Genomic DNA, 24,629 nt, shown 5'->3' with positions numbered 1-24,629 from the left:
CCGCCCCGCGGTGCCCAAGGTGCTATTTGTAGACGCGGAAGCGCTTCCAGTCGGCGCGGCCCTCGAGCTCCTCGGGGGTCTTGCGATAGCGCTTGTATTCCCACTGATACTGGACCGGGTCCAGAGCGATGGCGGCCTCCACGCAGGCGTTCACCCCGGCGGCCGAGGTGGCTTCATCGGTGGAATAGACGCGCTCGTCGGCGGCCAGGAAGTGCAGCGCGAAGCCGCGGCCGGGCAGTCGCTTCGCCACGCCGGTGACCACACGAGCATCGGTACGCGCCACCAGCTTGGGCAGCAGGGTGGCGGTGTAGGCCGGGCGGCCGAAGAAGGGGGCGAAGACGCCGCTGCCCCAACCCGGCGTCTGGTCCGGCAGGATGCCGACCGTCTCGGTGCGCTTGAGCGCCTTGAGCAGCGCCGCCACGCCACGCGGGTTGGTCGGCACCAGCTCGGCGCCGCGTCGCTCGCGTCCGTGGCGGATGATCGGGTCCAGCGGGGCGAGCTTGGGCGGCTCGTACATGGCGGTGAAGGGAAAGTGCCCGGACAGCCAGAAGTTGAGCACCTCCCAGTTGCCGAAGTGGGGGGCCAGCACGATCACGCCGTGTCCCTCGGCGCGGGCCTCGTCGAGCAGCTCGCGGCCGTGGACCTCGAGAATGCTGGCCTCGACTCTCTCGGGGTCGCCCATCCAGGCCAGCCCAAGCTCGAGCATGGTGGCGCTGGAGTGGACCAGGCTCTGCCGCGCCAGGCGGCGGCGCTCGGCCTGGGAGGCGCGGGGATAGGCCTGGGCCAGGTTGATGCGGGTCACCCGGCGCTCGCGGCGGCTGCCGGCCTGGATCAGCGGACCGATAACGTTCGCCAGGCGCCATAGCGAGGCGGGCTTCCAGTTGGCGAGGGCGCGCCACAGGCCGGCGATCAGCCGGGCCTGCAGGCGTCCCTGGGGGTGTTGCGTCTCGGCCATGGATCAGATCAGCCAGGTGTCGACGTTGTCCGGGGCGCGCTTCTCCTGCAGGCCCTTGAAGCCCTTCACGCAGCGGATGATCATCCATACCGCCAGCGCGATCAGCAGCGGGAAGCCGATCACGACCAGGGTCAGCAGCGAGGCCAGCGCGGCGTAGAGCAGGCCGATCCAGAAGGTGCGGATCTGATAGCGATAGTGCTCGTCGAGCCAGGTCGGCCCCTTGCCGCGATAGACGTAGGCGATCACCACGCCGATCACCGAGGTGAAGCCCACCACGAAGCTGGCCAGGTAAAGCGCATAGACGACCATCGCCATGGTGGTGTCGGGCGTGCGGGTGTCGTCGGCGACCACGGCGTCGCGGCGCGCGGGATCATGCTCGTTCATCGGTCGTCCTTGCGGGGATGGAAATCGTGGCGCCCATGATACTGGCCTGGGATGGCGATGCCACCGTCGGCCGTCAGCGCTTGGGCCGGCTGATCTCGAGCAGGTTGCCGTCGGGGTCGCGCAGGTAGAGCGACTCGAGCTCGCCGTTGGCGCCCTGGCGGCTGACCGGGCCGAGTTCGACCTCGACGGAGAGCGCCTCAAGGTGGCGCTGGACCTCGTCCAGGGGCAGCTGACTGCGCAGGCACAGGTCGAGGCTGCCGGGAGTGGGCGTGGCCGCCCGTGGCTGGATGTCGGTGGCGGTCCAGTGCAGGCGCAGGGCCATGTCGCCGAGCATCAGGTCCACGCGCTCTCGGTCGCGATAGCGGACGTCCAGCCCCAGCACCCGGGTGTAGAAGTCCACGGCGCGGGTAATATCGGTCACGGTGATGACCAGATGGTCCAGACCTGACAGCATGCATGCCTCCTGAAAGTGAGTCCTGCACAGAGAATACGATGATGCCGACCTGTCCGCTATGCGCATCCACCGATCATGGGCCCTACCATCGCGATGCGCGGCGCGACTACCGCCGCTGCCGGTGCTGTGCGCTGGTGTTCGTGCCGGCCCATCAGCGCCTCGGGCCGGCGGAGGAGAAGGCGGTCTACGACCAGCACGAGAACTCCCCGGACGATCCCGGCTATCGCCGTTTCCTGTCGCGGCTGTTCGACCCGCTGGCGGCGGAGCTCCCGCCCGGGGCCCGCGGGCTCGACTTCGGCGCCGGCCCCGGGCCGACGCTGTCGGTGATGTTCGAGGAGGCCGGCCATCGGATGGCGATCTATGATGCCTTCTACGCGCCGGACACGGCGGCCCTCGAGCGCACCTACGACTTCATCACCGCCACCGAGGTGGTCGAGCACCTGTTCACGCCCGGCGCCGAGCTCGAGCGCCTGATCGGCCTGCTGGCGCCCGGCGGCTGGCTGGGGCTGATGACCAAACGGGTGCCGCCGGACGAGGCCTTCCCCGGCTGGCACTACATCCTCGATCCGACCCATGTTTGCTTCTTCGACGAGGCGAGCTTCCGCTGGCTCGCCGAGCGCCATGGCCTGAGCGTGGCCTTTCCGAGCGCCGATGTCGTATTGCTGCAGCGAACGTAAACGAACTTCATTCGATAACGCGCCGTTATCGTCATCGAAATGTCGTGAAAAAACGCTTCGGCAAGGATTGGCGGTGCCTGCCGCGGGGCGTATATTCGCCCGCGAATTCTCACCACCGCCGGCCCCGGCGGTGTCGTTTGCTGCTGCCGTCGGAGGCCCGTGCGCATGTCACGCCAGCTGTTGTTCATGGCCCTGGGGCCGCTGCTCGGACTGTTCGTGCTGGGCATCGGCAACGGCTTTCTGGCCACCCTGATCACCCTGCGCCTGGATGCCGCGGGCGAGTCGCCGGTGGTGATCGGCTGGGTGTCGTCGGCCTACTTCATCGGCCTGGCGCTGGGTGCCATGCTCAATGACCGCCTGCTGCTGGCCATCGGCCATATCCGCGCCTATGGCAGCTTCGCCTCGCTGGTGGCGGTGACCGTGCTGCTGCAGGGGTTGTTCTTCGATCCCGCGGCCTGGTTCGTGCTGCGTCTGATCGGCGGCTGGGCCACGGTGGGCGTGTTCCTGGTCATCGAGAGCTGGCTGCTGACCGCCGGCGATGCCACGGTGCGCGGCCGCCTGCTGGCGCTGTACATGATCTCGCTGTACGCCGCCGGGGTGCTGGGACAGCTGCTGCTCGGCGTCACCGATGCCATGGGGCCTACCGCTCCCTTCATGGTGATCGGCCTGCTGGCCTCGCTGTCGGTGCTGCCGATGGCGATGATTCCGCGGGTCACGCCGCTGATCGACAAGGCCGAACCGCTGTCGCCGCTGCGCCTGATCACCCTGACGCCCACCGGTGTGATGGGCAGCTTCGGTTCGGGGCTGGCGGTGGCCGCGGTCTACACCCTGCTGCCGCTCTATCTGCAGCGGACCGGCTTCGGCGTGGATCGGGTCGGCCAGCTGATGGCGGTGATGGTGCTCGGTGCCATGCTGCTGCAGTACCCGGTGGGGCGCTGGTCGGATCGTCACGACCGCCAGCTGGTGCTGATCGGGATCGGCGGCTTCTGCGCCCTGATCTCGGCGGGCATCCTCTTCCTGCCGCTGCCGCCCTGGGGGCTCGCCGCGCTGCTGTTCCTGCTCGGCGGGGGCGTCTTCTCGCTGTATCCGGTGGCGGTGGGGCATGCCGCCGACCGCGCCCCGGCGGGAGCCCTGGTGCGCATGAGCCAGGGCCTGCTGCTGATCAACGCCGTCGGCGCGACCCTGAGCCCGCCGCTGATCTCGCCGGTGATGACGGTGCTCGGTGACAGCGGACTGTTCTGGTCGCTGGGCGCGCTGGGCGTGGCGCTGGTGGCCTTCTTCGCCTGGCGGCGCAGCGTGCGCCCGGCGCCGATGCCGGTGGCGCCGTTCTCGCCCTCCACCCCGCTCAGCGCGGTCGGCGCCGAGCTGGCGGTCACCGAGGAGTGGGTCCAGGGCGCGCTGGAGCACGAGCACGTCGAGGACCTCTCCGAGGCGGTGCCCGATGTGGAGGTGGCCGAACCGCTGGTCGGCCCGCCGCCGCCCGATGAGCCGCATATCGCCTATTTCGACGATACGACGCCGGCCGAGCGCGGCGAGGAAGAGGGCCTGGCTCGGGCGAGCCACGGCTGAGGGGGCGACCTACGGCTAATGGTTCATCAGCCGTCGTGAATCTAGGCTCGCGGAACGTTCAGCTTTCGAGGTGCCCCGATGACGCCCTATTCGCCGCCGCTTCGCGACCTTCGCTTCGTGCTCGAGGAACTGCTCGAGCACGGTTCGCTCTCCCTGCCCGGCTTCGAGGAGATCGGCCCCGAGCTGGTCGACGCCGTACTGGAGGAGGCCGGCCGGCTGGCCGGTGACGTCTGGGCGCCGCTCAATGCCGTCGGCGACCGTCAGGGCTGCCGGCGCCGCGAGGACGGCGGCGTCACGCTGCCCGAGGGATTCGCCGAGGCCTACCGCGCCTACGCCGAAGGCGGCTGGAACGGCATCGGCGTCGCCGCCGCACACGGCGGCCAGGGCCTGCCTGAGACCGTCGCCAGCGCCGTGCAGGAGATGCTGCACGGCGCCAACATGGCGCTGGGGCTGTGTCCGATGCTGACCGCCGGCGCCATCGAGGCGCTGGCCCGCCACGGCAGCGAGGCGCAGCAGGCGCGCTATCTGCCGCCGCTGGTGGAAGGCCGCTGGACCGGCACCATGAATCTCACCGAGCCCCAGGCCGGCTCCGATCTCTCCCAGGTGCGCACCCTGGCCGTGCCCCTCGATGATGCCACCGGCCGCTATCGACTCAAGGGCCAGAAGATCTTCATCACATGGGGCGAGCACGAGGCCGCCGAGAACATCCTGCACCTGGTGCTGGCGCGAACCCCGGACGCCCCCGAGGGCAACAAGGGCATCTCGCTGTTCCTGGTGCCCAAGTATCTCGTTGAGGAAGATGGCAGCCTCGGCGCGCGCAACGACGTGACCTGCACCGGGCTCGAGCACAAGCTCGGCATCCACGGTTCGCCGACCTGCTCGCTGAGCTTCGGTGAGGGGCGGGGCGAGGTAAGAGATGAGGGCGAGGGCGCCATCGGCTATCTGGTCGGCGAGCTCGGTCGCGGACTCAACCACATGTTCACCATGATGAACGAGGCCCGTCACAAGGTCGGTATCGAGGGGATCGGCGTCGCCGAGCGCGCCTGCCAGCAGGCGCGGGGCTATGCCCTGGAGCGGGTGCAGGGCCGCCGCGACGGCGCGCCCTGCGCCATCGCCGAGCATCTGGACGTCAAGCGCATGCTGCTCTCGATGCGCGCCCGCACCGATGCGCTGCGCGCCCTGGCGCTGACCTGCGCGGCGCAGATGGACCGGGCTCGCCACGCCGATGATGAGGCCGAGCGCCAGGCCGCCCAGGCGCGGGTCGAGGTGCTGATCCCGGTGGTCAAGGCGTTCTCCACCGATCAGGCGGTGGAGATCGCCTCGCTGGGGGTGCAGGTCCACGGCGGCATGGGTTACATCGAGGAGACCGGCGCCGCCCAGCTGCTGCGCGACGCGCGCATCGCGCCGATCTACGAGGGTACCAACGGCATCCAGGCGCTGGATCTGGCCGGCCGCAAGCTCGCCCGCGACGGCGGCGCGGCGCTGAGCCGACTGGCCGACGAGGTCGAGGCCACGGCGGAGGCGCTTGCCGTCAGCCCCGAGCTGCGCCCGCTGGGCGAGAGTCTGGCCGGCGGCGTGGCCGATCTGCGCACCGCCATGGGCCTGGTGCTGGCCCAGGGCGCCGATCCCGAACGCGGCGCGGACGCGGTGCAGGCCCATGCCACGCCGTTTCTCTCCCTGACCGGCCACGTGCTGTGCGCCTGGCAGCTGGGCCGCTCGGCCCTGCGCGCCGAGGCGGCGCTGGCCGACGGCACCGATGACGCCGACTTCTATCGCGCCAAGCTCGCCGCGGCAGAGTTCGGCCTGCGCCAGTGGCTACCGGAGGGCCGCGCCCGGCTGGCGGCGATCGAAGCCGGCATGGGCGGCCTGGCGGCGCTGAATCCCGAACACCTCTAAGCCCGGCGAAGGGGGGAGCCTGCCAGCGTGATGTCAGCGCAGGCGGGCCTGACTCGACCGCGACACAGGAGCGGTGCATGCTGCTCCGAATGCTCGCCGGACGTGTTCGGTGGGCGAGTCCACCCAAGCGAGGGAGAGGCAGCGATGAGTCAACAACCGATCGGCGTCGTGGGCGCCGGCACCATGGGCCAGGGCATCGCCCAGGTGCTGGCGAGCGGCGGTTTCACGGTCCGCCTGTTCGACGTGGCCGAGGAGGCGATCGAGCGCGCGCGGACCGGCATCGACAAGGGGCTCGGCAAGCTGGTGGCCAAGGAGCGGCTGAGCGAGGACGCGCGCACCGAGGCCCTGGATCGGCTGCATGGCACCACCGAGATTGCGACTCTGGCCGACTGTGAAGTGATCATCGAGGCCGCGCCCGAGAACCCCGCGCTCAAGGAGCGGCTGTTCCGCGACATGAGCGCGCTCGGCGACGACATCATCCTGGCCTCCAACACCTCCTCGCTGTCGCTGACCCGGCTGGCCGGCGTCTGCGAGCGCCCCGAGCGGGTGGTGGGCATGCACTTCTTCAACCCGGTGCCGGTGCTGACGCTGGTCGAGGTGATCCGCGCCGAGCAGACGGATGATGCCACCGTCGAGCGCGTCGAGCGGCTGGCCGAGGCGCTGGGCAAGACCGCGGTGCGGGTGGGGGATTCGCCGGGCTTCGCCGTCAATCGTCTGCTGGTGCCGATGATCAACGAGGCGGCGTTCCTGGTGCAGGAGGGTGCGGCCACGCCGGAGGCGGTGGACCAGGCGATGCAGCTCGGCGCCGCCCATCCCATGGGCCCGCTGGCGCTGGCCGACCTGATCGGCCTGGACGTGTGCCTGGCGATCATGGAGGTGCTGCAGGAGGGCTTCGGCGATCCCAAGTACCGGCCCTGCCCGCTGCTTCGGCGCATGGTCGATGCCGGCTTCCTGGGCCGCAAGAGCGGGCGCGGCTTCCACGTCTATGATGCTTCCTGACCCCCGACCAAAGCCGCGATTGTCGCTCTACCAAGCGTTCGCTAGGGTGAGAGCGTTGCGTCTTTTTCGATATCACGAGCCATGTCACGAGGAGCCATCATGAGCGAGCAGCCGATCGAGGTGCAGGACGACGGCGGCGTGGTCCGCCTGACCATCAGCCGTCCCAAGGCACTCAACGCCCTGAACAGCGAGGTGCTGGCCGCCCTGGCGGCGACGCTCGACGATCTCGAAGCCCGCGACGACCTGCGTGCGGTGCTGATCACCGGCGCCGGCGAGAAGGCCTTCGTGGCCGGCGCCGACATCACCGAGATGCGCGGCAAGAGCGCCGGGGAGGCCCGTGACTTCGCCGGCCAGGCCCAGGCCACCCTCAAGCGGCTCGAGGCGCTGCCGGTGCCGGTGGTGGCGCTGGTCAACGGCTTCTGTCTGGGCGGCGGCTGCGAGCTGGCGCTGGCCTGCGACTGGGCGGTGGCCAGCGACAACGCCGTGTTCGGCCAGCCGGAAGTGCTGCTCGGAGTGATTCCGGGTTTCGGCGGCACCCAGCGCCTGCCGCGCCGCGTCGGTCCGGCCGTGGCGCTGGACCTGGTCACCACCGGGCGCAAGATCGACGCCAATGAGGCCCTGCGCATCGGCCTGGTCAACCGGGTGATGCCCCAGGCCGAGCTCGAGGACTACGCCGCCGAGCTGACCAAGCAGCTCGGCGGCAACGGCCCCCAGGCGGTGCGTAGCGCCAAGCAGGCGGTCCACGACGGCCTGGACCAGGACCTGGACAGCGCCCTGGCGCTGGAAGTCAGCCTTTTCGCGCTGTGCTTCGCCGGCGACGAGCAGCGCGAGGGCATGAGCGCCTTCGTCGAGAAGCGCAAGCCGAACTTCTGAGCGTCGCGCACCCTGCGCAGCATCAACGGCCGTGGCGGTGACGCCACGGCCGTCCTGTTTCTCCGGCGTCAGTCCAGGCGTCGGTCGCGGCGCCCGGCCAGGCGCGCCGGCCAGCCGAGGCGTAGCACGCCGGTGGCGATGGCGGTGCCGGCCAGGGTGATGGCCATGCCGGCCAGGATCTGCAGGCTCAGCGTCTCGTCGAGCAGCACATAGCCCCACAGCAGGGCGCTCACCGGCACCAGGAAGGTCACGGTAGACGTGGCGGTGGCCCCGGCGCTGGCGATCAGCCCGAAGTAGAGCAAAAAGGCCAGGGTGGTGCTGAAGGCCGCCAGTGCCAGGCCGTTGGCCCAGCCGAGGCCGCTGATCCGGGCCTCGGGCCACAGCCACAGGCCCGGCAGCAGCAGGATCAGCCCGGACATGGCGCAGCTGCCGGCGGCCAGCACCCGCACCGGCAGGTGGGACAGGTAGGTCTTGGAGTAGTTGGTGGCGATGCCGTAGCAGAAGGTGGCGCCGAGCACCGCGAGGATGAACCAGCCGTCGCCGCCCAGGGCGAAGTCCAGCCGGTCCGCGGACAGCACGTAGACCCCGAGGAAGGCCAGCGCCAGGCCCAGATACTGGCGCCGCGACACCGGCGTGGCGAAGAACAGCGCGCCGAGCAGAGCCGTGAACAGCGGCGTGGTGGCGTTGATCAGCGAGGTGAAGCCGGCCTCCAGCCGGGTGGTGGCCAGCGCCAGCAGCGAGAACGGCAGCACGTGGTTGACCAGCCCCAGCAGCATCAGCCTGCCGGCGTTGTCCCTCACCAGGCGCAGGTAGCGAACGCCGAGCAGCAGCGGCAGCATCAGCAGCGCGCCTACGCCCATGCGCACCAGGATCAGCGGCACCGGGCCGAACTCGGGCACCGCGACCCGCATGAAGATGAACGACATCCCCCACAGCGAGGAAAGCAGGATCAGGCGGAGGGTGTCGGCCGGGCTCATGGCGGTGTCCAGGTGGCGAGCGGGAAGCAAGGTGTCATGGCAGGTTAATCGCCCGTCCATCGGCAGGGAAGGGCGAGGGCCTGTGACGGTTAGTGCCGTCCCGTCGCCGTTCGCCGCCGATGACGGCGCTGGCGCGCAGGCCGGCGGTCGTGATATCGCTGTGGGGCGATGATTCCACACGGAGGTGACCATGAAGACCATCGGCGTGCTCGGCGGCATGAGCTGGGAGTCCACCCAGAGCTACTACCGGGCCCTCAACGAAGGCGTGAAGCGCGAGCTGGGCGGCTTCCACTCGGCGAAGGTGGCGCTCTACAGCGTCGACTTCGCCGAGATCGAGACGCTGCAGCAGGCGGATCGCTGGGACGAGGCGGGCGAACGGCTGGCCGACGCGGCGCGGAGGGTGCAGGCGGCGGGAGCCGACTTCCTGCTGCTGGCCACCAATACCATGCACAAGGTGGCGCCGGCGATCGAGGCCGCCACCGAGATCCCGCTGCTGCATATCGCCGATGCCACCGCCGAGCGGCTGCGCGAGGACGGCGTGCGTCGGGTGGGGCTGCTGGGCACGCGCTTCACCATGGAGCAGGCCTTCTACAAGGGCCGGCTCAGCGAGCGCTTCGGCATCGAGGTGCTGGTGCCGCAGGCCGAGCAGCGCGAGCGGGTGCATCGGGTGATCTTCGAGGAGCTTTGCAGGGGCGCATCGAGCCGGCCTCGAAGACGGCGTATCTCGAGATCATCGCGGACCTGCACGCCCGCGGCGCCGAGGCGGTGATCCTCGGCTGCACCGAGATCGCGCTGCTGGTTGGCCAGGACGATACCCCGGTGCCGCTCTACGACACCACGGCGCTGCACGCCGAGGCCGCGGTGGCCGCCGTGCTGGCCGAGGAAAAGGGCGAGCGGGCTTGATAGAGTGACGGCTTACACCAACGCCAGGGAGGCAGGGATGCGCATCACCCAGCTCAACATCTATCCGGTCAAGTCGCTGCGCGGCGTCGCCCTCGACGAGGCCACGCTCACCGAGCGCGGCCTGGCCTTCGATCGCCACTGGATGGTCGTCGACGCCCGCGGCCGCTTCGTCACACAGCGCGAGCGCCCCGCCATGGCCCGGGTCACGGTGCGCCTCGAGCCGAGCCGCCTGATGCTGGAGCATCCCGAGGCCGCGCCCCTGGCGGTGCCGCTGGCGCGCCACGGGCTCGAGCACCTCGAGGTCAGCATCTGGAAGGACACCTGCGAGGCGCTGGACGAGGGCGTCGAGGCGGCCGAATGGCTGACCGCCGTGCTGGGCGGTGGCGAGCAGGGCGATCGGGACGGCGAACTGCGCCTGGTGCGCTTCCCCGAGGAGCGCCGTCGCGAGGTCGAGGCCGACTATCTGCGCGGCGAATCGGCCCACACCGCCTTTCCCGACGGCTATCCGCTGCTGGTGGCCCATCAGGCCTCCCTCGAGCGGCTGAACGAGCGCCTCGCCGAGAAGGGTCTGGACCCCGTGCCGATGAGCCGCTTTCGGCCCAATCTCGTGGTCGAGGGAGAGGGGCCCTTCGCCGAGATCGATTGGGACGAGCTGGCGCTCGGCTCAGGCGTCCGACTGGGGCTGCGCAAGCCGTGCAAGCGCTGCAAGATCATCACCCAGGATCAGCGTACCGGCGAGGCACCGGTGCCCAAGGAGCCGCTGAAGACGCTGGTGGAGATGGACACCCAGCCGGGCTGGAAGGGTGCCTTCTTCGGTCAGAACGCCATCCCCCTCGACGGCGTGGGCCAGACGCTGCACGTCGGCGATGACGCGTCGGCGACGGTCCGGGGCTGAGGCGCGGTGCCGTCGCTGCGCCCGGCCCGTGCGTCGGACCGTGACTGGGCCGCCGCCCTGGTGCTGGCCAACATGCGTGTGGCCTATGAACGCCATGGCCTTGACTGGCAGCCGGAAGCGTTCGAGGCCGACTGGGCCGCCGGCGAGAACCACCTGCTGTGGTGCGAAGGCGCCCGCGTGGGCTATCTGCGTCTCCACTACGGCGAGGGCATCGGCTATCTCCAGGACCTGCAGATCGTGGCCGATCGGCGCGGCGCCGGGCTCGGTGCCTGGGCGCTCGAGGCCGTCAAGGCGCGGATCCGCGAGCGTCGGCTCGAGGCGCTGCGCCTCAAGGTGTTCGCCGACAGCCCGGCCGTGCGGCTCTATCGCCGCCACGGCTTCGTCACGCTGCTGCACGCGCCACCGCTGATCGGCATGGAATGTCGCCTGGCGGCGGCCGGATGAGCCACTCGGGGTCTTCATGAGGGAGGCCCCTCTTCATAAGGAAATGACATGATCGTGATCTATGGCCTTCGCCATCGTCTGGACCCCATCAAGACCCGCCTGTCGGCGGTGATCCACGGTTGCATGATGGACGTGTTCGGCATGCCCGAGGACAAGCGGGCCCAGCGCTTCATGCCCATGGACGCGGAGGACCTCTTCGCGCCCGGCGGGCGCAGCGACGCCTATACCGTCATCGAGATCAACATGATGGCCGGTCGCACGGAAGAGACCCAGAAGGCGCTGATCAAGCGCCTGTTCGCGGACATCGAGACCGAGCTTGGCATCGCCCCGGTGGACGTGGAGATCATCCTCAAGGAACAGCCGCCACACTGCTGGGGCTTTCGCGGCATGACCGGTGACGAGGCCCGCGATCTCACCTATCGCGTGGAGGTCTAGCCGCACCGCGACTTTGCTCGGGGTCATGAATCCTCCCATGACGGCCTTGCTGCTGTTCGCCAGCTGCTAGCCTTGAGGAGCGTTCGTCAAACGGTCGGGAGGAAGCGTGCGATGCGTCAGTCTCCGTCGGAGTTGTCATCCGGGCAGGGCGAAGAGGTCGAGGATCCGGTGGCGCTGCAGCTCGATCGGGCCTTCCATGCCGGCCTGGCGAAGCTGACCGCGGGCATTTCGCCGGCGGGGCTCGCCAGCCTCCAGGCGGAGTGGTGGATGCATCTGGCGCTGTCGCCGGGCAAGCAGCTCGAGCTCGCCGAGAAGGCCGGGCGCCAGGCCTGGCGATGGGGCAGCTACCTGCAGCACCTGAGCGTCGATCCCGGTACGCCGCCGTGCATCGAGCCGCTGCCTCACGACCGGCGCTTCAGCGCCGCCGGCTGGCGGCTGTGGCCCTACAGCCTGCACTACCAGGGCTTCCTGCTGACCCAGCAGTGGTGGCACAAGGCCACCACCGATGTCACCGGCCTGCCGGCGCATCGCGAGCGGGTGATCAACTTCGTGGCCCGCCAGTGGTTGGATCGCTGGTCGCCCTCCAACCTGCCGTGGCTCAATCCCGAGGTCGCCTCCCTGACACTGACCACCGGCGGCCAGAATCTCATGCAGGGCTGGGGCAACCTGGTCGAGGACTGGCATCGTGCCCTGGCCGGGCGGCCGCCGGTGGGCGCCGAGGCCTACCGGGTGGGACATGAGCTGGCCACCACGCCGGGCAAGGTCGTCTATCGCAATCATCTGATCGAGCTGATCCAGTACGCGCCGACCACCGAGCGCGTCCATGCCGAGCCGGTGCTGATCGTTCCGGCCTGGATCATGAAGTACTACATCCTCGACCTGCACGCCGGGGCCTCGCTGGTCGAGTACCTGGTCGGCCGCGGCCACACGGTGTTCATGATCTCCTGGCGTAACCCGGATTCCGACGACCGGGACCTGGGCATGGCGGACTATCGCCGCGAGGGGCCGATGGCGGCGTTGGACGTCATCACCGAGATCACCGGCGCCGAGCGCGTGCACGGCGTGGGCTACTGCCTGGGCGGCACCCTGATGTCGATCGTGGCGGCGGCCATGGCCCGGGACGGCGACGCGCGCCTGGCCAGCCTGACGACGCTGGCCACCCAGGTGGACTTCACCGAGGCCGGCGAGCTCTCGCTGTTCATCGGCGAGAGCCAGGTCTCCTACCTGGAGAGCATGATGTGGGAGCGCGGCTATCTGGACGGCTACCAGATGGCCGGCGCCTTCCAGATCCTGCGCTCCAACGACCTGATCTGGTCACGGGTGGTGCACCGCTATCTGCAGGGGCAGCGTCAGCCGATGAACGCCCTGATGGCCTGGAACGCCGACCTGACGCGGATGCCGTATCGCATGCACTCCGAGTACCTGCGCTGGCTGTTCCTCGACAACGACCTGGCCACCGGGCGCTATCACGTGGCGGGCCGGCCGATTGCGATCAGCGACATCCGCGTGCCGCTGTTCAGCGTGGCGACGTCGCAGGACCACGTGGCGCCCTGGCGCTCGGTGTACAAGATCCATCTGCTGGCCGACACCGACGAGGTCACCTTCCTGCTCACCAACGGCGGCCACAACGCCGGCATCATCAGCGAGCCGGGGCATCCGCACCGGCACTATCAGCGCTGCACCCGTCGCGGCAGCGACCGCTATATCGATCCTGACGCCTGGCGCGAGACGGCGCCGAGGGAGGAGGGCTCCTGGTGGCCCGCCTGGCAGGCCTGGCTGGTCGAGCATTCCGGCGGCGAGATCGCGCCGCCGCCGATGGGCAGCGCGACGCACCCGCCGCTGGAGGAGGCCCCGGGGCGCTTCGTGCTGATGCCCTGAGCGCTCGCCGCCGTCAGTGCGACGGGTCCACCAGTCCTCCCAGCGAGGCATTGCGCCGGAACCAGCCGGCGATGCTGGCGCGGGGATAGCGGGTCGGCAGCACCTCGTGGGGCACGCGGTCGGAGAGAAAGCAGACGAAGGTGCCGGCCTCGGGCCGGACCCGGATCAGCTCGCGCTCGGGGTCGTGCTCGTCGAAGATCACCATCTCGCCCTCGCCGTCGTCCGGCCAGTCGGGGTTGAGGTAGCCCACGGTGGAGATCACCCGGTTGGCGCGGCCGCGGAAGCTGTCGAGATGGCGGCGGTAGAAGGCGCCGGGCGGGTACTGGGCGAAGTGTGCCTCGTACTCGAACAGGCCCAGGAACAGCGCCTGGTTGAGCGCCTGCTGCAGCTCGCCCATGGCCTCGAGATAGCGGCGCTGGGCCAGGCTCTCGCGGTCCAGCCAGTGGATGGCGTCGCCGCGGATGTCTCGGCGCAGGTGATGCTCGCTGCCGCGGCCGACGCCGGCGGCCTCCAGGGCCTCGCGGGCGGCCATCGTCTCGAGCTCGGCGAGCAGCGGGGCGTGCAGGGCCTCGGGCAGGAAGTCTTCGCCCAGGTACCAGCCCTGCTCGACCAGGGCGTCGACCAGCTCGGTCAGGCGGGCGGCGGGCAGGTGCGGTCGGATCATGATGGCGTCAGTCGGCGTTCGGGGTGGAAGTGCAGCTTGCCCTCGGGGCGCTGGAAGAGATCGATCGGCATGGCGAAGCCCTCGGCCAGCAGCTCCACCAGCATCATCGAGGACAGGCCCCAGATCACGTGGTCGTCGTGGCGATAGCTCGGCACGTAGTAGTCGCGGCCGTCGACGCGGATCACGTCGGTGTGGGTGCGCCTGTCGTCGAGGAATGCCGCCAGCGGCACCTCGAAGATGGCGTCGAGCTCGCCGGGATCGGGCACGAGCGGCAGGCCCGGGGGAATCAGGCCGACGAAGGGCGTGACCCGGATGCCGTGCAGCGAGATCACGTCGGACAGCCGGCCGAGAACTTCTACTCTCCCGGGCGGCAGGGCGATTTCCTCCTCGGCCTCGCGCAGGGCGGTGGCCAGCAGGCTGTCGTCGCCGTCCTCGCGCTTGCCGCCGGGAAAGGCGACCTGGCCGCTGTGGGTGGAGAGGTGGGCGGCGCGGCGGGTGAACAGCAGCGTCGGTTCGGGGTGGGCCACCAGGGGGAGGAGCACCGCCGCCTGGGGCAGGTCGAGCGTCAGGCGGCGCGGCGCATGCGCTTGCAGGCGCTCGCGAAGTTTCTCTAACATGATGATTCCATCGAGTTTCACCTCTTTTACCCAGTCGCCGCGCGCGGCGTCAAGCCCGGGGCACTCCCGGTGCCAGCCAGTCAGGGAGCGCCATGAACTTTTGCAGTCATTGTGGGCAGCCGGTCCGTTTCGCGATTCCCGAGGGCGACGATCGGCCGCGATTCCTGTGCGACGCCTGCGGCACCATCCACTACCAGAATCCTCGCATCGTCGCCGGGACCCTGCCGGTGTCGGGCTCGCGGGTGCTGCTGTGCCGCCGCGCCATCGCCCCGCGCAAGGGCTTCTGGACCCTGCCGGCGGGCTTCATGGAGAACGGCGAGACCACCCCGGAGGCGGCCGCCCGCGAGACCCGAGAGGAGGCCATGGCCGAGGTGGCCCTGCACGGCCTCTACACGATGATCAACCTGCCGCACATCGACCAGGTGTTCATGATCTTTCGCGGCGAGCTCGACGGCGACTTCGGCGCGGGGCCGGAGAGCCTCGAGGTGGCGCTGTTCGAGGAGCACGAGATTCCCTGGGGCGAACTGGCCTTTCCCACCATCGAGCGCACCCTGCATCACTTCTTCGCCGATCGCCGCGGCGGCGATTTTCCGCTGCACGTCAGCGATATCACGCCCGAGGATCGCGAGCGCTACTTTGGTTCCGCATGACGATGGGCTCGGCCTGATGGTGCTTGCTGGCGGATGAGACAACGCCACGGGCTTCGGCCCGTGGCGTTGTCGTTGCCCGCGTTACAGGTCGGCCAGCTGCCAGACGTCGTAGGCCGGTTCCTCGTAGGGATGGGCGCGCTTCAGGGCGGCCAGGGCCTCGCGGATCAGGGCATCCTCGCACACCAGCTCCACCTTGAGCTCTTCCACGCGCTCCAGGTCGCCGACGCGGCCGATATGCGGGTCGGCGCCGGCCAGCGGGCGGAACTGCCCGGTGCCCGGCGTCTGAAAGCAGCAGGCCTCGTAGTCGCCGATGCGCCCGGCGCCGGTGGCGAAGACGGCGTCCTTGACGGCGTCGGCATCCTCCACGGGCACGAAGAAGGCAAGCTTGTACATGATGGGCTCCAGGCTGGGGGTTCGCCACCGTTGTGCCATAGCGCGGGCCGTTCGTCAGCTGCCAGACGGTCGCGCAGAAAAAACTTGTCCAATTTCTATACAGGGTATATTTTTTTGTATAGGTCGAGTTGAGGCATGTCTCGACCCAGGACATTTCTCGCATCGAGTGCCAGCCGGGATGACCCGGAGGAGCCATCACATGAATGTCATGACGTCACGAATTCCCCATTTCATCGGTGCCGGCCTGGTCGGCCTGGGGTTGAGCCTCAGCGCCACCGTCCAGGCCGACGATCACGCCATGAAGGCGGACATCGTCGATACTGCCGTCGAGGCCGGCCAGTTCGAGACGCTGGTGGCTGCGGTGAAGGCCGCAGGCCTGGTCGAGACCCTCAAGGGTGAAGGCCCGTTCACCGTCTTCGCCCCCACCGACGAGGCGTTCGCGGCACTGCCGGAGGGTACCGTTGACGAGCTGCTCAAGCCGGAGAACCGCGACACCCTGACCGCGGTGCTGACCTACCACGTGGTGCCGGGCAGAATCATGGCCGAAGACGCCATGGCCGCCGACAGCGCTTCCACGGTGCAGGGCCAGGACATCAGCATTACCACCATGGACGGCCAGGTGATGGTGAACGATGCCACCGTGATTCAGCCCGACATCGAGGCCAGCAACGGCGTCATTCATGTCATCGACGGTGTGCTGATGCCCGAGTGACGCCGACGATTTCCCCCGCGATTGCCTCGTGCAATCCCCCTGTTTGCCGCCCACCCCCCGGGCGGCCTTTTTTTGTTGGCCGGTACCGTGTTTGGCCGATACAGCGCACGCGGTTAGGTGACAGGTCGGGGCGCTTTGACAGCGGCTCCCTGCGGGGCGAGGCTCGTCGGACACGATGACGTACGGAGTGCAGCGGATGTTCGATGAGGCTCTCGAAGCACTGCTGAATCGCCTCGGCCTCAGGCCTCGCGGCTCGCTGGAGCCGCTTTCCGGCGGTGATATCGCTGCCGTCTATCGGCTGGAGACCGATCGCGGCGAGGTGGTGCTCAAGCGCGACGACCCGGCGCGGCTGGCCGGCGAGGCCGAGGGGTTGCAGGCCCTGAAGGCGGCGACAGCGATGTTGACGGTGCCCGAGGTCTGGGGCGAGGGCGATGGCTGGCTGGTGATGGAGGCGCTGACCCCGGCCCGGCGCACGGCGGCCGGCGAGCGCACCCTGGCCGAGGGGCTGCGCGAGCTGCATGGGGCGGAACCCGCTTCGGGCGAGGCCCCGCACGGCTGGGCGCGAGACAACGCCTGCGGCGCCACGCCTCAGCCCAACGCGCCGCTCGACGACGGCCGTGCCTTCCAGCGCGAGCGACGGCTGCTGCCTCTGACCCGCGCCTGTCACGACCGTGGACTGCTGGACGCACGTCTTCGAGAGCGGCTGGAGGTCGTGGCCCACGGGCTCGAGGACTGGCTGCCGGATGCGCCGTCGCGGCTGGTGCACGGCGACCTTTGGTCGGGCAACGTGCTCCATACGACTCGTGGGCCGGCGCTGATCGACCCGGCGGTCTATCGTCACTACCCGGAAGTCGATCTGGCCATGCTGACGCTGTTCGGTGCCCCGTCCGAGGCCTGCCTCGAGGCCTACTGGAACGGCGCGGCGCCGGCAGACTGGCCGCGTCGCGAGGCGCTGTTCCAGCTCTACCCGCTGCTCAATCACCTGCTGCTGTTCGGCGGCGTTTATCGCGATGGTGTGGCGCGGACGCTGACACGGGTGGAGCAGGGCGGCTGAGGCCTTCGCATGCCGCGCCCGGGACTTGCTCAACGTTGTCAACTGGCTCAGCCCCGACGCAGTCGGGCCAGGGCGCGTCGCCACCAGGGGATTCCGTCACCGGGGCACTCGACGGCGGGGAAGTCCCGTGTCAGGCAGTCGCCGACCGGGCCCGCCTGCTCGGGGCGGTCGAGCATCGGCGCATGGCCGCAGTCGGCCGCTTCGAGGCTGATCAGGTCCGGCTGGGCCTGGCGCATGCGTTCGACGCTCTCGGCCTCGAGCAATGGCGACTCGGCGCCGCGCACCACCATCAGCGGACAGCGGATCGCTCGCCAGTCGGCCCAAGTGTCGCGCGGCGTGTCGTGGATGAATTGCTCGCCGATGCGCGGATCGTAGTGGTAGGTCCAGCCGCCGTCCGGCAGCCGGCGGGCGCTGCCCAGGGCCAGACGACGCCAGGCGTCGTCGCTGCGCGGGCCGAAGCCGGCATAGTGACGGCGCAGCTCCGCGGCCAGATCGCGGAAGTGGTTGAAGCGATGGGGTACGCCGAAATAGGTGCCCAGGGCGACCAGGGCGTCCGGGTTCAGCTCCGGACCCACGTCGTTGAGCACCAGCCGCTCGATGCGCGCGGCGGTGTCGGCCTTGGCGGCCAGCAGCATGCCCAGCAGTCCGCCCATGGAGGTGCCGACCCAGGGCACCCGCTCGAGAGCGAAGTGATCGAGCACCGCGACTGCTATGGTCATATAGTGCGCATACACATAGTCGTGGGCGGGGTAGAGCGACCAGCTCGACAGGCCGCGCCCCGGCGTGTCCGGCGCCAGGACGCGCCAGTCCGGGCCCAGCAGACGCGCGAAGTCGGCGAAGTCGCCGCCGTGGCGGGCCAGCCCGTGCCAGGCGATCAGGGTGCGGGGCGCGTCGGGATGCCAGACGCGTACGGCGACGTCCAGCTGCCTGACGCGTACGAAGGTCAGGTCGTCCATGGTGGCATGTCCTGAGTGGGTTTATGCTGCCTTGCAGCATAGTCGCTCGGAGGCGATAGCTAGGTAGCGCGATAATTTTCTTGCTAATTACACCAGCGTTGATGGATTGACGCGATAAACATGCGACAATGAATGTATAGTCCATAGCCACTTTGAGAAGGAACTTGCCGATGAAACCGTATCGTCCGGTGCCGTCGGGGCGGTTTGCCCTGTTGCCCTGCCTGCTGGCCGTCTCGCTGGCCGGCCAGGCCCAGGCCGCCGATCTGCTGACCATCACCCGGGATGCCATCGACAACAACGCCAGCCTGGCCTCGGCGCGCGCCCAGCGGAGCAGCGTGGAGGAAGGCCGCAACGTCGAGCGTGGCGATCTGCTGCCCCAGGTCTCGGCTACGGGCCAGGTGGCACATAACCGCCTGTACGACAGCGTTGCTTCGACCCGCACGGCCGGCACCGGCAACGGTGATGACAGCTACAACAGCGCCAGCCTGAGCCTGGAGGCGACCCAGGCGCTGTTCGATGCCGCCAACAGTGCCGAGGTCGATCGGGCCGAGAGCCGGATCGACCAGCAGACCTATCAGCTGGCGGCCACCGAGCAGCAGGTGCTGATCGATGTCTCTTCGGCCTATTTCGATATCCTGCGGGCACACGCCATCCTCGAGGCGCGCCGCGCCCAGGAACGGGCCATCGGCCGTCAGCTCGAGCAGGCTCAGGAGCAGTTCAACGTCGGCCTGATTGCGGTGACCGAGGTGGAGGAAGCCCGGGCCAGCTACGACCAGTCCCGTGCCGATCGCATCGCCGCCGAGAACGAGCTGCAGGTCAGCTTCGAGGCCCTGGAACGCCTCACCGGCCAGCGCTACGAGAGCATCGACGCCCTCCAGGACGCCATGCCGGTGATCCCGCCGCAGCCCACCGGCCGCGACGCCTGGATCGATCTGGCGATGGATAACAGCCCGCTGGTGCTGGCCAGCCAGGCCGGCGTCGAGGTTTCCGAGGACGCGGTGGACATCGCCCAGGCCCAGCGCCTGCCGGTGGTCGAGGCCTTCGCCAACTACGACTACTCCGACAGCGACCAGGACCACATGGAGGGGCACAACTCCCAGAGTCAGCTCGGTGCCCGGGTGAGCCTGCCGATCTATACCGGCGGCCGTACCAGCGCCAGCATCCGCCAGTCGACCTATGACCTGGAGTCCAGCCAGTACGACTTCGAGGACCAGCGTCGCCAGACCGTCCAGCAAGTGCGCTCGCTGTACACCCAGGTCACCAACGACGTGGCCACCGTCGAGGCGCGGGCCCAGGCCATCGTCTCCAATCAGAGCGCGCTGGACGCCACCCGTGCCGGCTACGAGGTCGGTACCCGCAACATCGTCGACGTGCTCAACGCCGAGCAGAGCCTCTACGATGCCATCGCCGACCACGCCGATGCGCGCTTCAGCTACGTGATCGACCTGCTTACTCTGCGCCAGCAGTCGGGCACCCTGAACGTCGAGGCCATCGAGTCGCTCAACGACTGGCTGTCGGCAGAGCAGGGCGTGTCTCTGGCGCTGCCGGACACCCGGGAAGACAGTCGCTACGACGAGGCGATGGACATCGGTCAGCCGCCGCAGCCGGAGTCGTGATCTTTCACTTACGTACAGACGCGAATGTATGTTTATATTCGCGTCTGTCGTGCGATATCCCCTTCTACGTTCGATCCCCTAACGAGATTCAGGCATGAACATAACACTTCAACGCAGCCGCGCAGGGCTGCTGGCCCTGACGGCAGGGCTGCTGCTGTCCGCCTGTGGCCAGGACGAAGCGGCCCAGTCGCAGGGCGGTGGCGCCGAGACGCCGGCACAGCCGAAGCCGGTGGCGACGATGGCGCCCCAGGACATACCGCTGGACAAGTCCTATCCCGCCAAGCTGAGCAGCGACACCGAGGTGACGCTGGTGGCCCGCGTCAGCGGCGTCCTCGAGGAGCGCCTCTTCGAGCCCGGCGATATCGTGGAGAAGGGCGATAGCCTCTATGCCATCGAGCCGGACGTCTATCAGGCGACCGTGGATGAGCGCAAGGCCGACCTGGCCAGCGCCCAGGCGGAAGAGGCCCGCGCCCAGCGCGACGCCAGCCGCTACCAGCGGCTGCTCAACCAGAACTCCGTGAGCCGCCAGGAAGCCGACCAGGCCCAGGCCGACCTCAACGTCGCGCGCGCCAGCGTGGCCCAGGCCGAGGCGGCGCTGGCCAATGCCCGGATCGACCTGGGCTATACCGACGTCACCGCGCCGGTCAGCGGGGCGATCGGCCTCAGCCAGGTCAATGTGGGCAATCTGGTCAGCTCGGGCACCGAGCTGGCCACCATCACCCCGCTGGACCCGCTCGAGGTACGCTTCCAGTTGCCCCAGCGCGACGCCTTCGTGCTGCGTCAGCAGCTGGGCGGTCAGTCGCCCGAGACCATCGCGGCCACCCTGTCGCTGCCGAGCGTCGGGACGACGCTGGAGGGACACCTGGAATTTCTCGGGTCGCGCGTGGACAACGACACCAGCACGGTGCAGGCCAAGGCATCCTTCGCCAATCCCGACGGCGCGGTGCTGCCCGGCCAGTTCGTGCGGATCCAGCTGGCGGGGCTGAAGCGCTTCGACGTGCTGGCGGTGCCGGAGATCGCCATCGGCCAGGGCCTGATGGGGCCGCAGGTGTTCGTGCTCGACGAGGACGACGTGGCGCGCGCCCGCACCGTGGAGCTCGGCGAGCTGGCCGGCCCGTGGCAGATTCTGACCGGCGGCGTGGAGCCGGGCGATCGCGTGATGGTCGGCGACCCGGCGGGCGTCGAGCCGGGCACGCCGATCGAACCGCAGCCGTTCGACGGCGACGCCCAGGCGCTGATCGCCCAGGCCACCGGCCAGCGCCAGGGACAGGCATCCGGCCAGGCTCAGGGGGCGGCGCAGGGCAGCGATAGCGCGCCCGCCGCCGAACGCGCCTCGCCGGCCGAAGAGGACGCGGCGGAATGAATTTTTCCAACTTTTTCATCAAGCGACCGATCTTCGCGTCGGTGCTGGCGATCATCCTGACGGTGGTCGGCCTGATGAGCATGCGGGTGCTGCCGATCGAGCAGTACCCGAGCGTGGTGCCGCCCACGGTCTCGGTCAACGCCACCTTCCCGGGGGCGGATGCCGAGACCGTGGCCCAGACGGTGGCGGCACCGCTGGCGGAGGCCATCAACGGCGTCGAGGACATGCTCTACATGAACTCGACCAGCTCCGACAACGGCACGATGAGCCTGAGCGTGGCCTTCAATATCGGCTCCGACGGCGACATCAACACCATCAACGTCAACAACCGCGTGCAGGGTGCGCTCTCGCAGCTGCCCCAGGCAGTGCAGGACCAGGGCGTGACGGTGGAGCTGCGTTCCAGCTCGATCCTGATGCTGGTCTCGCTGATCTCGCCCGAGGGCGATTACGGCAAGACCTTCATGCAGAACTACGCCTCCCTCAACATCCTCGACGAGCTGCGCCAGGTGCCCGGCGTCGGCGAGGCCGAGGTGCTGGGCGGCGGCGACTTCGCCATGCGCATCTGGATGGATCCGGACAAGCTGGCGCAGTACGACCTGACGCCGTCCGAGGTGGCCAGCGCGATCCGCGCCCAGAACACCGAGGTGCCGGCGGGTAGTCTGGCGTCTGCGCCGCAGTCGGATCCGCGCGCCTTCACCTATACCATCACCGCCGGCGGTCGCCTGACCAACGTCGACGACTTTCGCGACATCTTCCTGCGCACCAATCCCGACGGCTCGGCGCTGCGCCTGGACGACGTGGCGCGCATCGAGCTGGGAGCCTCGTCCTACGGGGTGGATGCGAAGCTGAACGGCGGCACCATGGCGCCGATCCTGATCAACCAGCAGCCCGGGGCCAATGCCCTGGAGACCGCCAATGCGGTCAAGGCCAAGATGGAAGAGCTGTCCGAGCGCTTCCCGCCGGGGCTCGAGTATGCCACGCCATACGACACCACGCTGTTCATCAATGCCTCGGTGGAGACGGTGCTGCACACCTTCATCGAAGCGTTCCTGATCGTCGGCGTGATCCTGTTCATCTTCCTGCAGAACTGGCGCTTCACGGTGATCGCCATGTCGGTGGTGCCGGTCTCGGTGCTGGCCACCTTCGCCGGCTTCTACGCCTTCGGCTTCTCGATCAACCTGCTGACGCTGTTCGCGCTGGTGCTGTCGATCGGCATCGTGGTCGACGACGCCATCCTGGTGGTGGAGAACGTCGAGCGGGTGCTCGGCGAGGACGAGGAGATCACCGTTCTTCAGGCCACGATGCAGGCCATGCGCGAGGTCGGTGGGCCGGTCATCGCCACCTCGCTGATCATGGCGGCGGTGTTCGTGCCGGTGGCCTTCCTGGGCGGCTTCAGCGGGCAGATCTACCAGCAGTTCGCGTTGACCATCGCCGTCTCGGTGGCCTTCTCGGCGCTGATGGCGCTGACCTTCACCCCGGCGCTGTCGGCGATCTTCATCAAGCACGACCTGCATCGCAAGGAAACGGCCTTCATGCGCGCGGTGCGCACGCCGCTGCGCCTGTTCGACCGCCTGTTCGCCGGCGTCACCGCTGTCTACATGTGGGTGGTGAAGAAACTGGTGCGATTCTGGGGCCTGGCGCTGCTGCTCACCGCCCTGGTGGGGGCGGGCTCCTGGTGGCTGTACCAGACCACGCCGTCGACGCTGGTGCCCGAGACCGACCAGGGCATCGTGATCACCTCCGTGCAGCTGCCGGATTCGGCCTCGCTGGAGCGTACCCAGACCTACATGGCCAAGCTCAGCGCGGCCATCGAGAAAACGCCGGGCGTGAAGTATTCCACCGCGGTGGCCGGCTACGACATGCTGACCAGCTCGGTGAACACCGCCCGCGGGGTCATCTTCGTGACCCTCGACCCGTGGGACGAGCGGGATATCACCGCCACCGGCCTGATCGGCAAGATCATGGGCATGGGCGCGCAGATCCCCGGCGGTTCGGCGATGGCCTTCAACATGCCGCCGATCATCGGCCTGTCGACCACCGGTGGCTTCACCGGCTATCTGCAGTCCTATGACGGGGCCTCGCCCGAGGAGCTCTATCAGGCCTCGGTCAAGGTCATGCAGGCGGCCGGCAAGAGTCCGGTGCTGCAGCGGGTGTTCACTACCTTCAACGTCAACGTGCCGTCCTTCCACGCCGAGATCGACCAGCAGAAGGCGCTCAGCTATGGGGTCTCGCTGACGGCGCTGAACTCGACCCTGGGCAATACCTTCGGCAACGGCTTCGTCAACTACTTCAGCTACAAGGGCCGCAACTTCCAGGTCTATCTGCAGAACGAGGACGAGTACCGCGACACGCCCGAGGACATCAACAACGTCTACGTGCGCGGCGGCGACGGCGAGCGGATTCCGCTGTCCGAGTTCGTGACCCTGGATCGCCAGGTGGCACCGGCGGTGGTGACCCGCTTCGGCGTCTACCCGGGCGCTCAGTTCCAGGGCGGTCCCGCCCCTGGCTACAGTTCCGGGCAGGCGATCGCGGCCATGGACCAGATCGTCCAGGACACGCTGGGCGATGGCTGGGGCATGGGCTGGACCGGGACCGCCTACCAGGAGAGCCAGGCCGGTAACGCGGCGACCATCGCCATCGTCTTCGGCCTGCTGATGGTGTTCCTGATCCTGGCGGCCCAGTACGAGAGCTGGTCGCTGCCGCTGGCGGTGCTCACGGCCACGCCCTTCGCCTTCCTGGGCGGCATCGGCGGCATCGCGCTGCGCTCGCTGGATACCAGCGTCTACGTGCAGATCGGCATGCTGGTGGTGGTCGGCCTGGCGGCCAAGAACGCCATCCTGATCGTCGAGTTCGCCGAACTGCAGCGGCGCGAGATGGGCAAGACCATCCGCGAGGCGGCGGTCACGGCGGCCGAGCTGCGCTTCCGGCCGATCGTGATGACCTCGCTGGCGTTTATCTTCGGTACCCTGCCGCTGGCCATGGCCACCGGGGCTAGTGATACCAGCAGTCAGCACATCGGCACCACGGTGGCGATGGGCATGGCGTCCGTGGCGGTGCTCGGCAGCCTGTTCGTGCCGACCTTCTACGCCATGATCGCCGGCGTCACCGACTGGCTGAAGCGCAAGACGCGCGGCGACCAGGCCGGCGAGTCGCAGCCGGCGCTGGAGCAGGACGCGACCCGCTAACGGTCGCGCCCCGCGTCGACGGGCACCGTCTCCCTCGGGAGGCGGTGCCCGTTTTCGTTGGCAGGGACAAACGTGTGAGG

At 68.9% G+C, this 24,629-nt stretch carries 23 protein-coding genes and 1 pseudogene; 16 read left to right on the top strand and 8 right to left on the bottom strand.

The annotated features are described in order from the left end of the window. Positions 1-22: 22 nt before the first annotated feature. The 3 genes from MYL53_RS07110 to MYL53_RS07100 all read right to left on the bottom strand — a co-directional run bounded on the left by MYL53_RS07110 (position 23) and on the right by MYL53_RS07100 (position 1,793). On the bottom strand, positions 23-955 hold the full coding sequence (locus MYL53_RS07110; protein ID WP_247852918.1) for a lysophospholipid acyltransferase family protein: 933 nt from the start codon (positions 953-955) through the stop codon (positions 23-25). A 3-nt stretch (positions 956-958) separates the two neighbouring features. Further along, entirely contained in the window at positions 959-1,339 is a 381-nt protein-coding gene (locus MYL53_RS07105; protein ID WP_247852917.1) for a DUF4870 family protein, read from the bottom strand. A 73-nt stretch (positions 1,340-1,412) separates the two neighbouring features. Beyond that, complete coding sequence (locus MYL53_RS07100) at positions 1,413-1,793, bottom strand: VOC family protein (RefSeq protein WP_247852916.1); 381 nt, start codon at positions 1,791-1,793, stop codon at positions 1,413-1,415. 38 nt (positions 1,794-1,831) lie between these two features. Between MYL53_RS07100 and MYL53_RS07095 the strand changes: the two genes are divergently transcribed. The 5 genes from MYL53_RS07095 (at position 1,832) to MYL53_RS07075 (ending at position 7,807) form a co-directional block, all read left to right on the top strand. Then, positions 1,832-2,470: a class I SAM-dependent methyltransferase gene (locus MYL53_RS07095; protein WP_247852915.1), complete on the top strand. Its 639-nt coding sequence runs from the start codon at positions 1,832-1,834 to the stop codon at positions 2,468-2,470. A gap of 165 nt (positions 2,471-2,635) precedes the next feature. After that, on the top strand, positions 2,636-4,039 hold the full coding sequence (locus MYL53_RS07090; RefSeq protein WP_247852914.1) for an MFS transporter: 1,404 nt from the start codon (positions 2,636-2,638) through the stop codon (positions 4,037-4,039). A gap of 78 nt (positions 4,040-4,117) precedes the next feature. Next, positions 4,118-5,935: an acyl-CoA dehydrogenase gene (locus MYL53_RS07085; RefSeq protein ID WP_247852913.1), complete on the top strand. Its 1,818-nt coding sequence runs from the start codon at positions 4,118-4,120 to the stop codon at positions 5,933-5,935. A 144-nt stretch (positions 5,936-6,079) separates the two neighbouring features. Beyond that, a complete protein-coding gene (locus MYL53_RS07080) occupies positions 6,080-6,934 on the top strand; it encodes a 3-hydroxyacyl-CoA dehydrogenase NAD-binding domain-containing protein (RefSeq protein ID WP_247852912.1) in 855 nt (284 codons plus the stop codon). A 99-nt stretch (positions 6,935-7,033) separates the two neighbouring features. Next, the gene (locus MYL53_RS07075) at positions 7,034-7,807 is read left to right on the top strand and encodes an enoyl-CoA hydratase-related protein (RefSeq protein ID WP_247852911.1); all 774 of its coding nucleotides are present in this window, start codon (positions 7,034-7,036) and stop codon (positions 7,805-7,807) included. Between the two features lie 68 nt (positions 7,808-7,875). Here the strand turns inward: MYL53_RS07075 and MYL53_RS07070 are convergent, their stop codons facing one another. Further along, the gene (locus tag MYL53_RS07070) at positions 7,876-8,784 is read right to left on the bottom strand and encodes a DMT family transporter (RefSeq protein ID WP_247852910.1); all 909 of its coding nucleotides are present in this window, start codon (positions 8,782-8,784) and stop codon (positions 7,876-7,878) included. A 190-nt stretch (positions 8,785-8,974) separates the two neighbouring features. Between MYL53_RS07070 and MYL53_RS07065 the strand changes: the two are divergent. The 5 genes and pseudogenes from MYL53_RS07065 to MYL53_RS07040 all read left to right on the top strand — a co-directional run bounded on the left by MYL53_RS07065 (position 8,975) and on the right by MYL53_RS07040 (position 13,339). Then, positions 8,975-9,687: pseudogene (locus tag MYL53_RS07065) on the top strand (aspartate/glutamate racemase family protein). A gap of 37 nt (positions 9,688-9,724) precedes the next feature. Further along, positions 9,725-10,582, top strand: a complete 858-nt coding sequence (locus MYL53_RS07055; RefSeq protein ID WP_247852909.1) for an MOSC domain-containing protein — start codon at positions 9,725-9,727, stop codon at positions 10,580-10,582. Positions 10,583-10,588: 6 nt separating this feature from the next. After that, complete coding sequence (locus MYL53_RS07050) at positions 10,589-11,026, top strand: GNAT family N-acetyltransferase (protein ID WP_247852908.1); 438 nt, start codon at positions 10,589-10,591, stop codon at positions 11,024-11,026. Between the two features lie 48 nt (positions 11,027-11,074). Continuing rightward, entirely contained in the window at positions 11,075-11,461 is a 387-nt protein-coding gene (locus tag MYL53_RS07045) for a tautomerase family protein (RefSeq protein WP_247852907.1), read from the top strand. Positions 11,462-11,572: 111 nt separating this feature from the next. Next, the gene (locus tag MYL53_RS07040; RefSeq protein ID WP_247852906.1) at positions 11,573-13,339 is read left to right on the top strand and encodes a PHA/PHB synthase family protein; all 1,767 of its coding nucleotides are present in this window, start codon (positions 11,573-11,575) and stop codon (positions 13,337-13,339) included. Between the two features lie 13 nt (positions 13,340-13,352). On the opposite strand, the gene MYL53_RS07035 is transcribed toward MYL53_RS07040, so the two are convergent. Together MYL53_RS07035 and MYL53_RS07030 are read right to left on the bottom strand one after the other, a co-directional pair. Continuing rightward, positions 13,353-14,003, bottom strand: a complete 651-nt coding sequence (locus tag MYL53_RS07035; protein ID WP_247852905.1) for a 2OG-Fe(II) oxygenase — start codon at positions 14,001-14,003, stop codon at positions 13,353-13,355. Continuing rightward, complete coding sequence (locus tag MYL53_RS07030; protein WP_247852904.1) at positions 14,000-14,620, bottom strand: CoA pyrophosphatase; 621 nt, start codon at positions 14,618-14,620, stop codon at positions 14,000-14,002. The genes MYL53_RS07035 and MYL53_RS07030 overlap by 4 nt, the downstream gene beginning before the upstream one ends. Before the next feature lie 92 nt (positions 14,621-14,712). Between MYL53_RS07030 and MYL53_RS07025 the strand changes: the two genes are divergently transcribed. Next, positions 14,713-15,270, top strand: a complete 558-nt coding sequence (locus MYL53_RS07025) for an NUDIX hydrolase (RefSeq protein WP_247852903.1) — start codon at positions 14,713-14,715, stop codon at positions 15,268-15,270. Positions 15,271-15,351: 81 nt separating this feature from the next. On the opposite strand, the gene MYL53_RS07020 is transcribed toward MYL53_RS07025, so the two are convergent. Further along, positions 15,352-15,663 (bottom strand): YqfO family protein, encoded by a 312-nt coding sequence (locus MYL53_RS07020; RefSeq protein WP_247852902.1) that lies wholly within the window; start codon positions 15,661-15,663, stop codon positions 15,352-15,354. Between the two features lie 199 nt (positions 15,664-15,862). Between MYL53_RS07020 and MYL53_RS07015 the strand changes: the two genes are divergently transcribed. Together MYL53_RS07015 and MYL53_RS07010 are read left to right on the top strand one after the other, a co-directional pair. After that, positions 15,863-16,375: a fasciclin domain-containing protein gene (locus MYL53_RS07015; protein WP_247852901.1), complete on the top strand. Its 513-nt coding sequence runs from the start codon at positions 15,863-15,865 to the stop codon at positions 16,373-16,375. Between the two features lie 196 nt (positions 16,376-16,571). Continuing rightward, on the top strand, positions 16,572-17,429 hold the full coding sequence (locus MYL53_RS07010) for a fructosamine kinase family protein (RefSeq protein WP_247852900.1): 858 nt from the start codon (positions 16,572-16,574) through the stop codon (positions 17,427-17,429). 47 nt (positions 17,430-17,476) lie between these two features. On the opposite strand, the gene MYL53_RS07005 is transcribed toward MYL53_RS07010, so the two are convergent. Then, the gene (locus MYL53_RS07005) at positions 17,477-18,385 is read right to left on the bottom strand and encodes an alpha/beta fold hydrolase (protein ID WP_247852899.1); all 909 of its coding nucleotides are present in this window, start codon (positions 18,383-18,385) and stop codon (positions 17,477-17,479) included. Positions 18,386-18,555: 170 nt separating this feature from the next. Here MYL53_RS07005 and MYL53_RS07000 point away from each other — a divergent pair, with 170 nt between their 5' ends. The 3 genes from MYL53_RS07000 to MYL53_RS06990 all read left to right on the top strand — a co-directional run bounded on the left by MYL53_RS07000 (position 18,556) and on the right by MYL53_RS06990 (position 24,549). After that, positions 18,556-20,001, top strand: coding sequence for a TolC family outer membrane protein (locus MYL53_RS07000; RefSeq protein WP_247852898.1), 1,446 nt, complete (start codon positions 18,556-18,558; stop codon positions 19,999-20,001). A gap of 94 nt (positions 20,002-20,095) precedes the next feature. Then, the gene (locus tag MYL53_RS06995; protein WP_247852897.1) at positions 20,096-21,364 is read left to right on the top strand and encodes an efflux RND transporter periplasmic adaptor subunit; all 1,269 of its coding nucleotides are present in this window, start codon (positions 20,096-20,098) and stop codon (positions 21,362-21,364) included. Beyond that, on the top strand, positions 21,361-24,549 hold the full coding sequence (locus tag MYL53_RS06990) for an efflux RND transporter permease subunit (RefSeq protein ID WP_247852896.1): 3,189 nt from the start codon (positions 21,361-21,363) through the stop codon (positions 24,547-24,549). Before MYL53_RS06995 ends, MYL53_RS06990 begins: the two co-directional genes overlap by 4 nt. Positions 24,550-24,629: the final 80 nt, after the last annotated feature.

The sequence above is a fragment of the Halomonas getboli genome (assembly GCF_023094245.1).
In the GTDB taxonomy this organism is placed as follows: Bacteria; Pseudomonadota; Gammaproteobacteria; order Pseudomonadales; family Halomonadaceae; genus Halomonas; species Halomonas getboli.
Note: the sequence above shows the minus strand (reverse complement) of the source record. Positions and strands in the feature narration are given on the sequence as shown.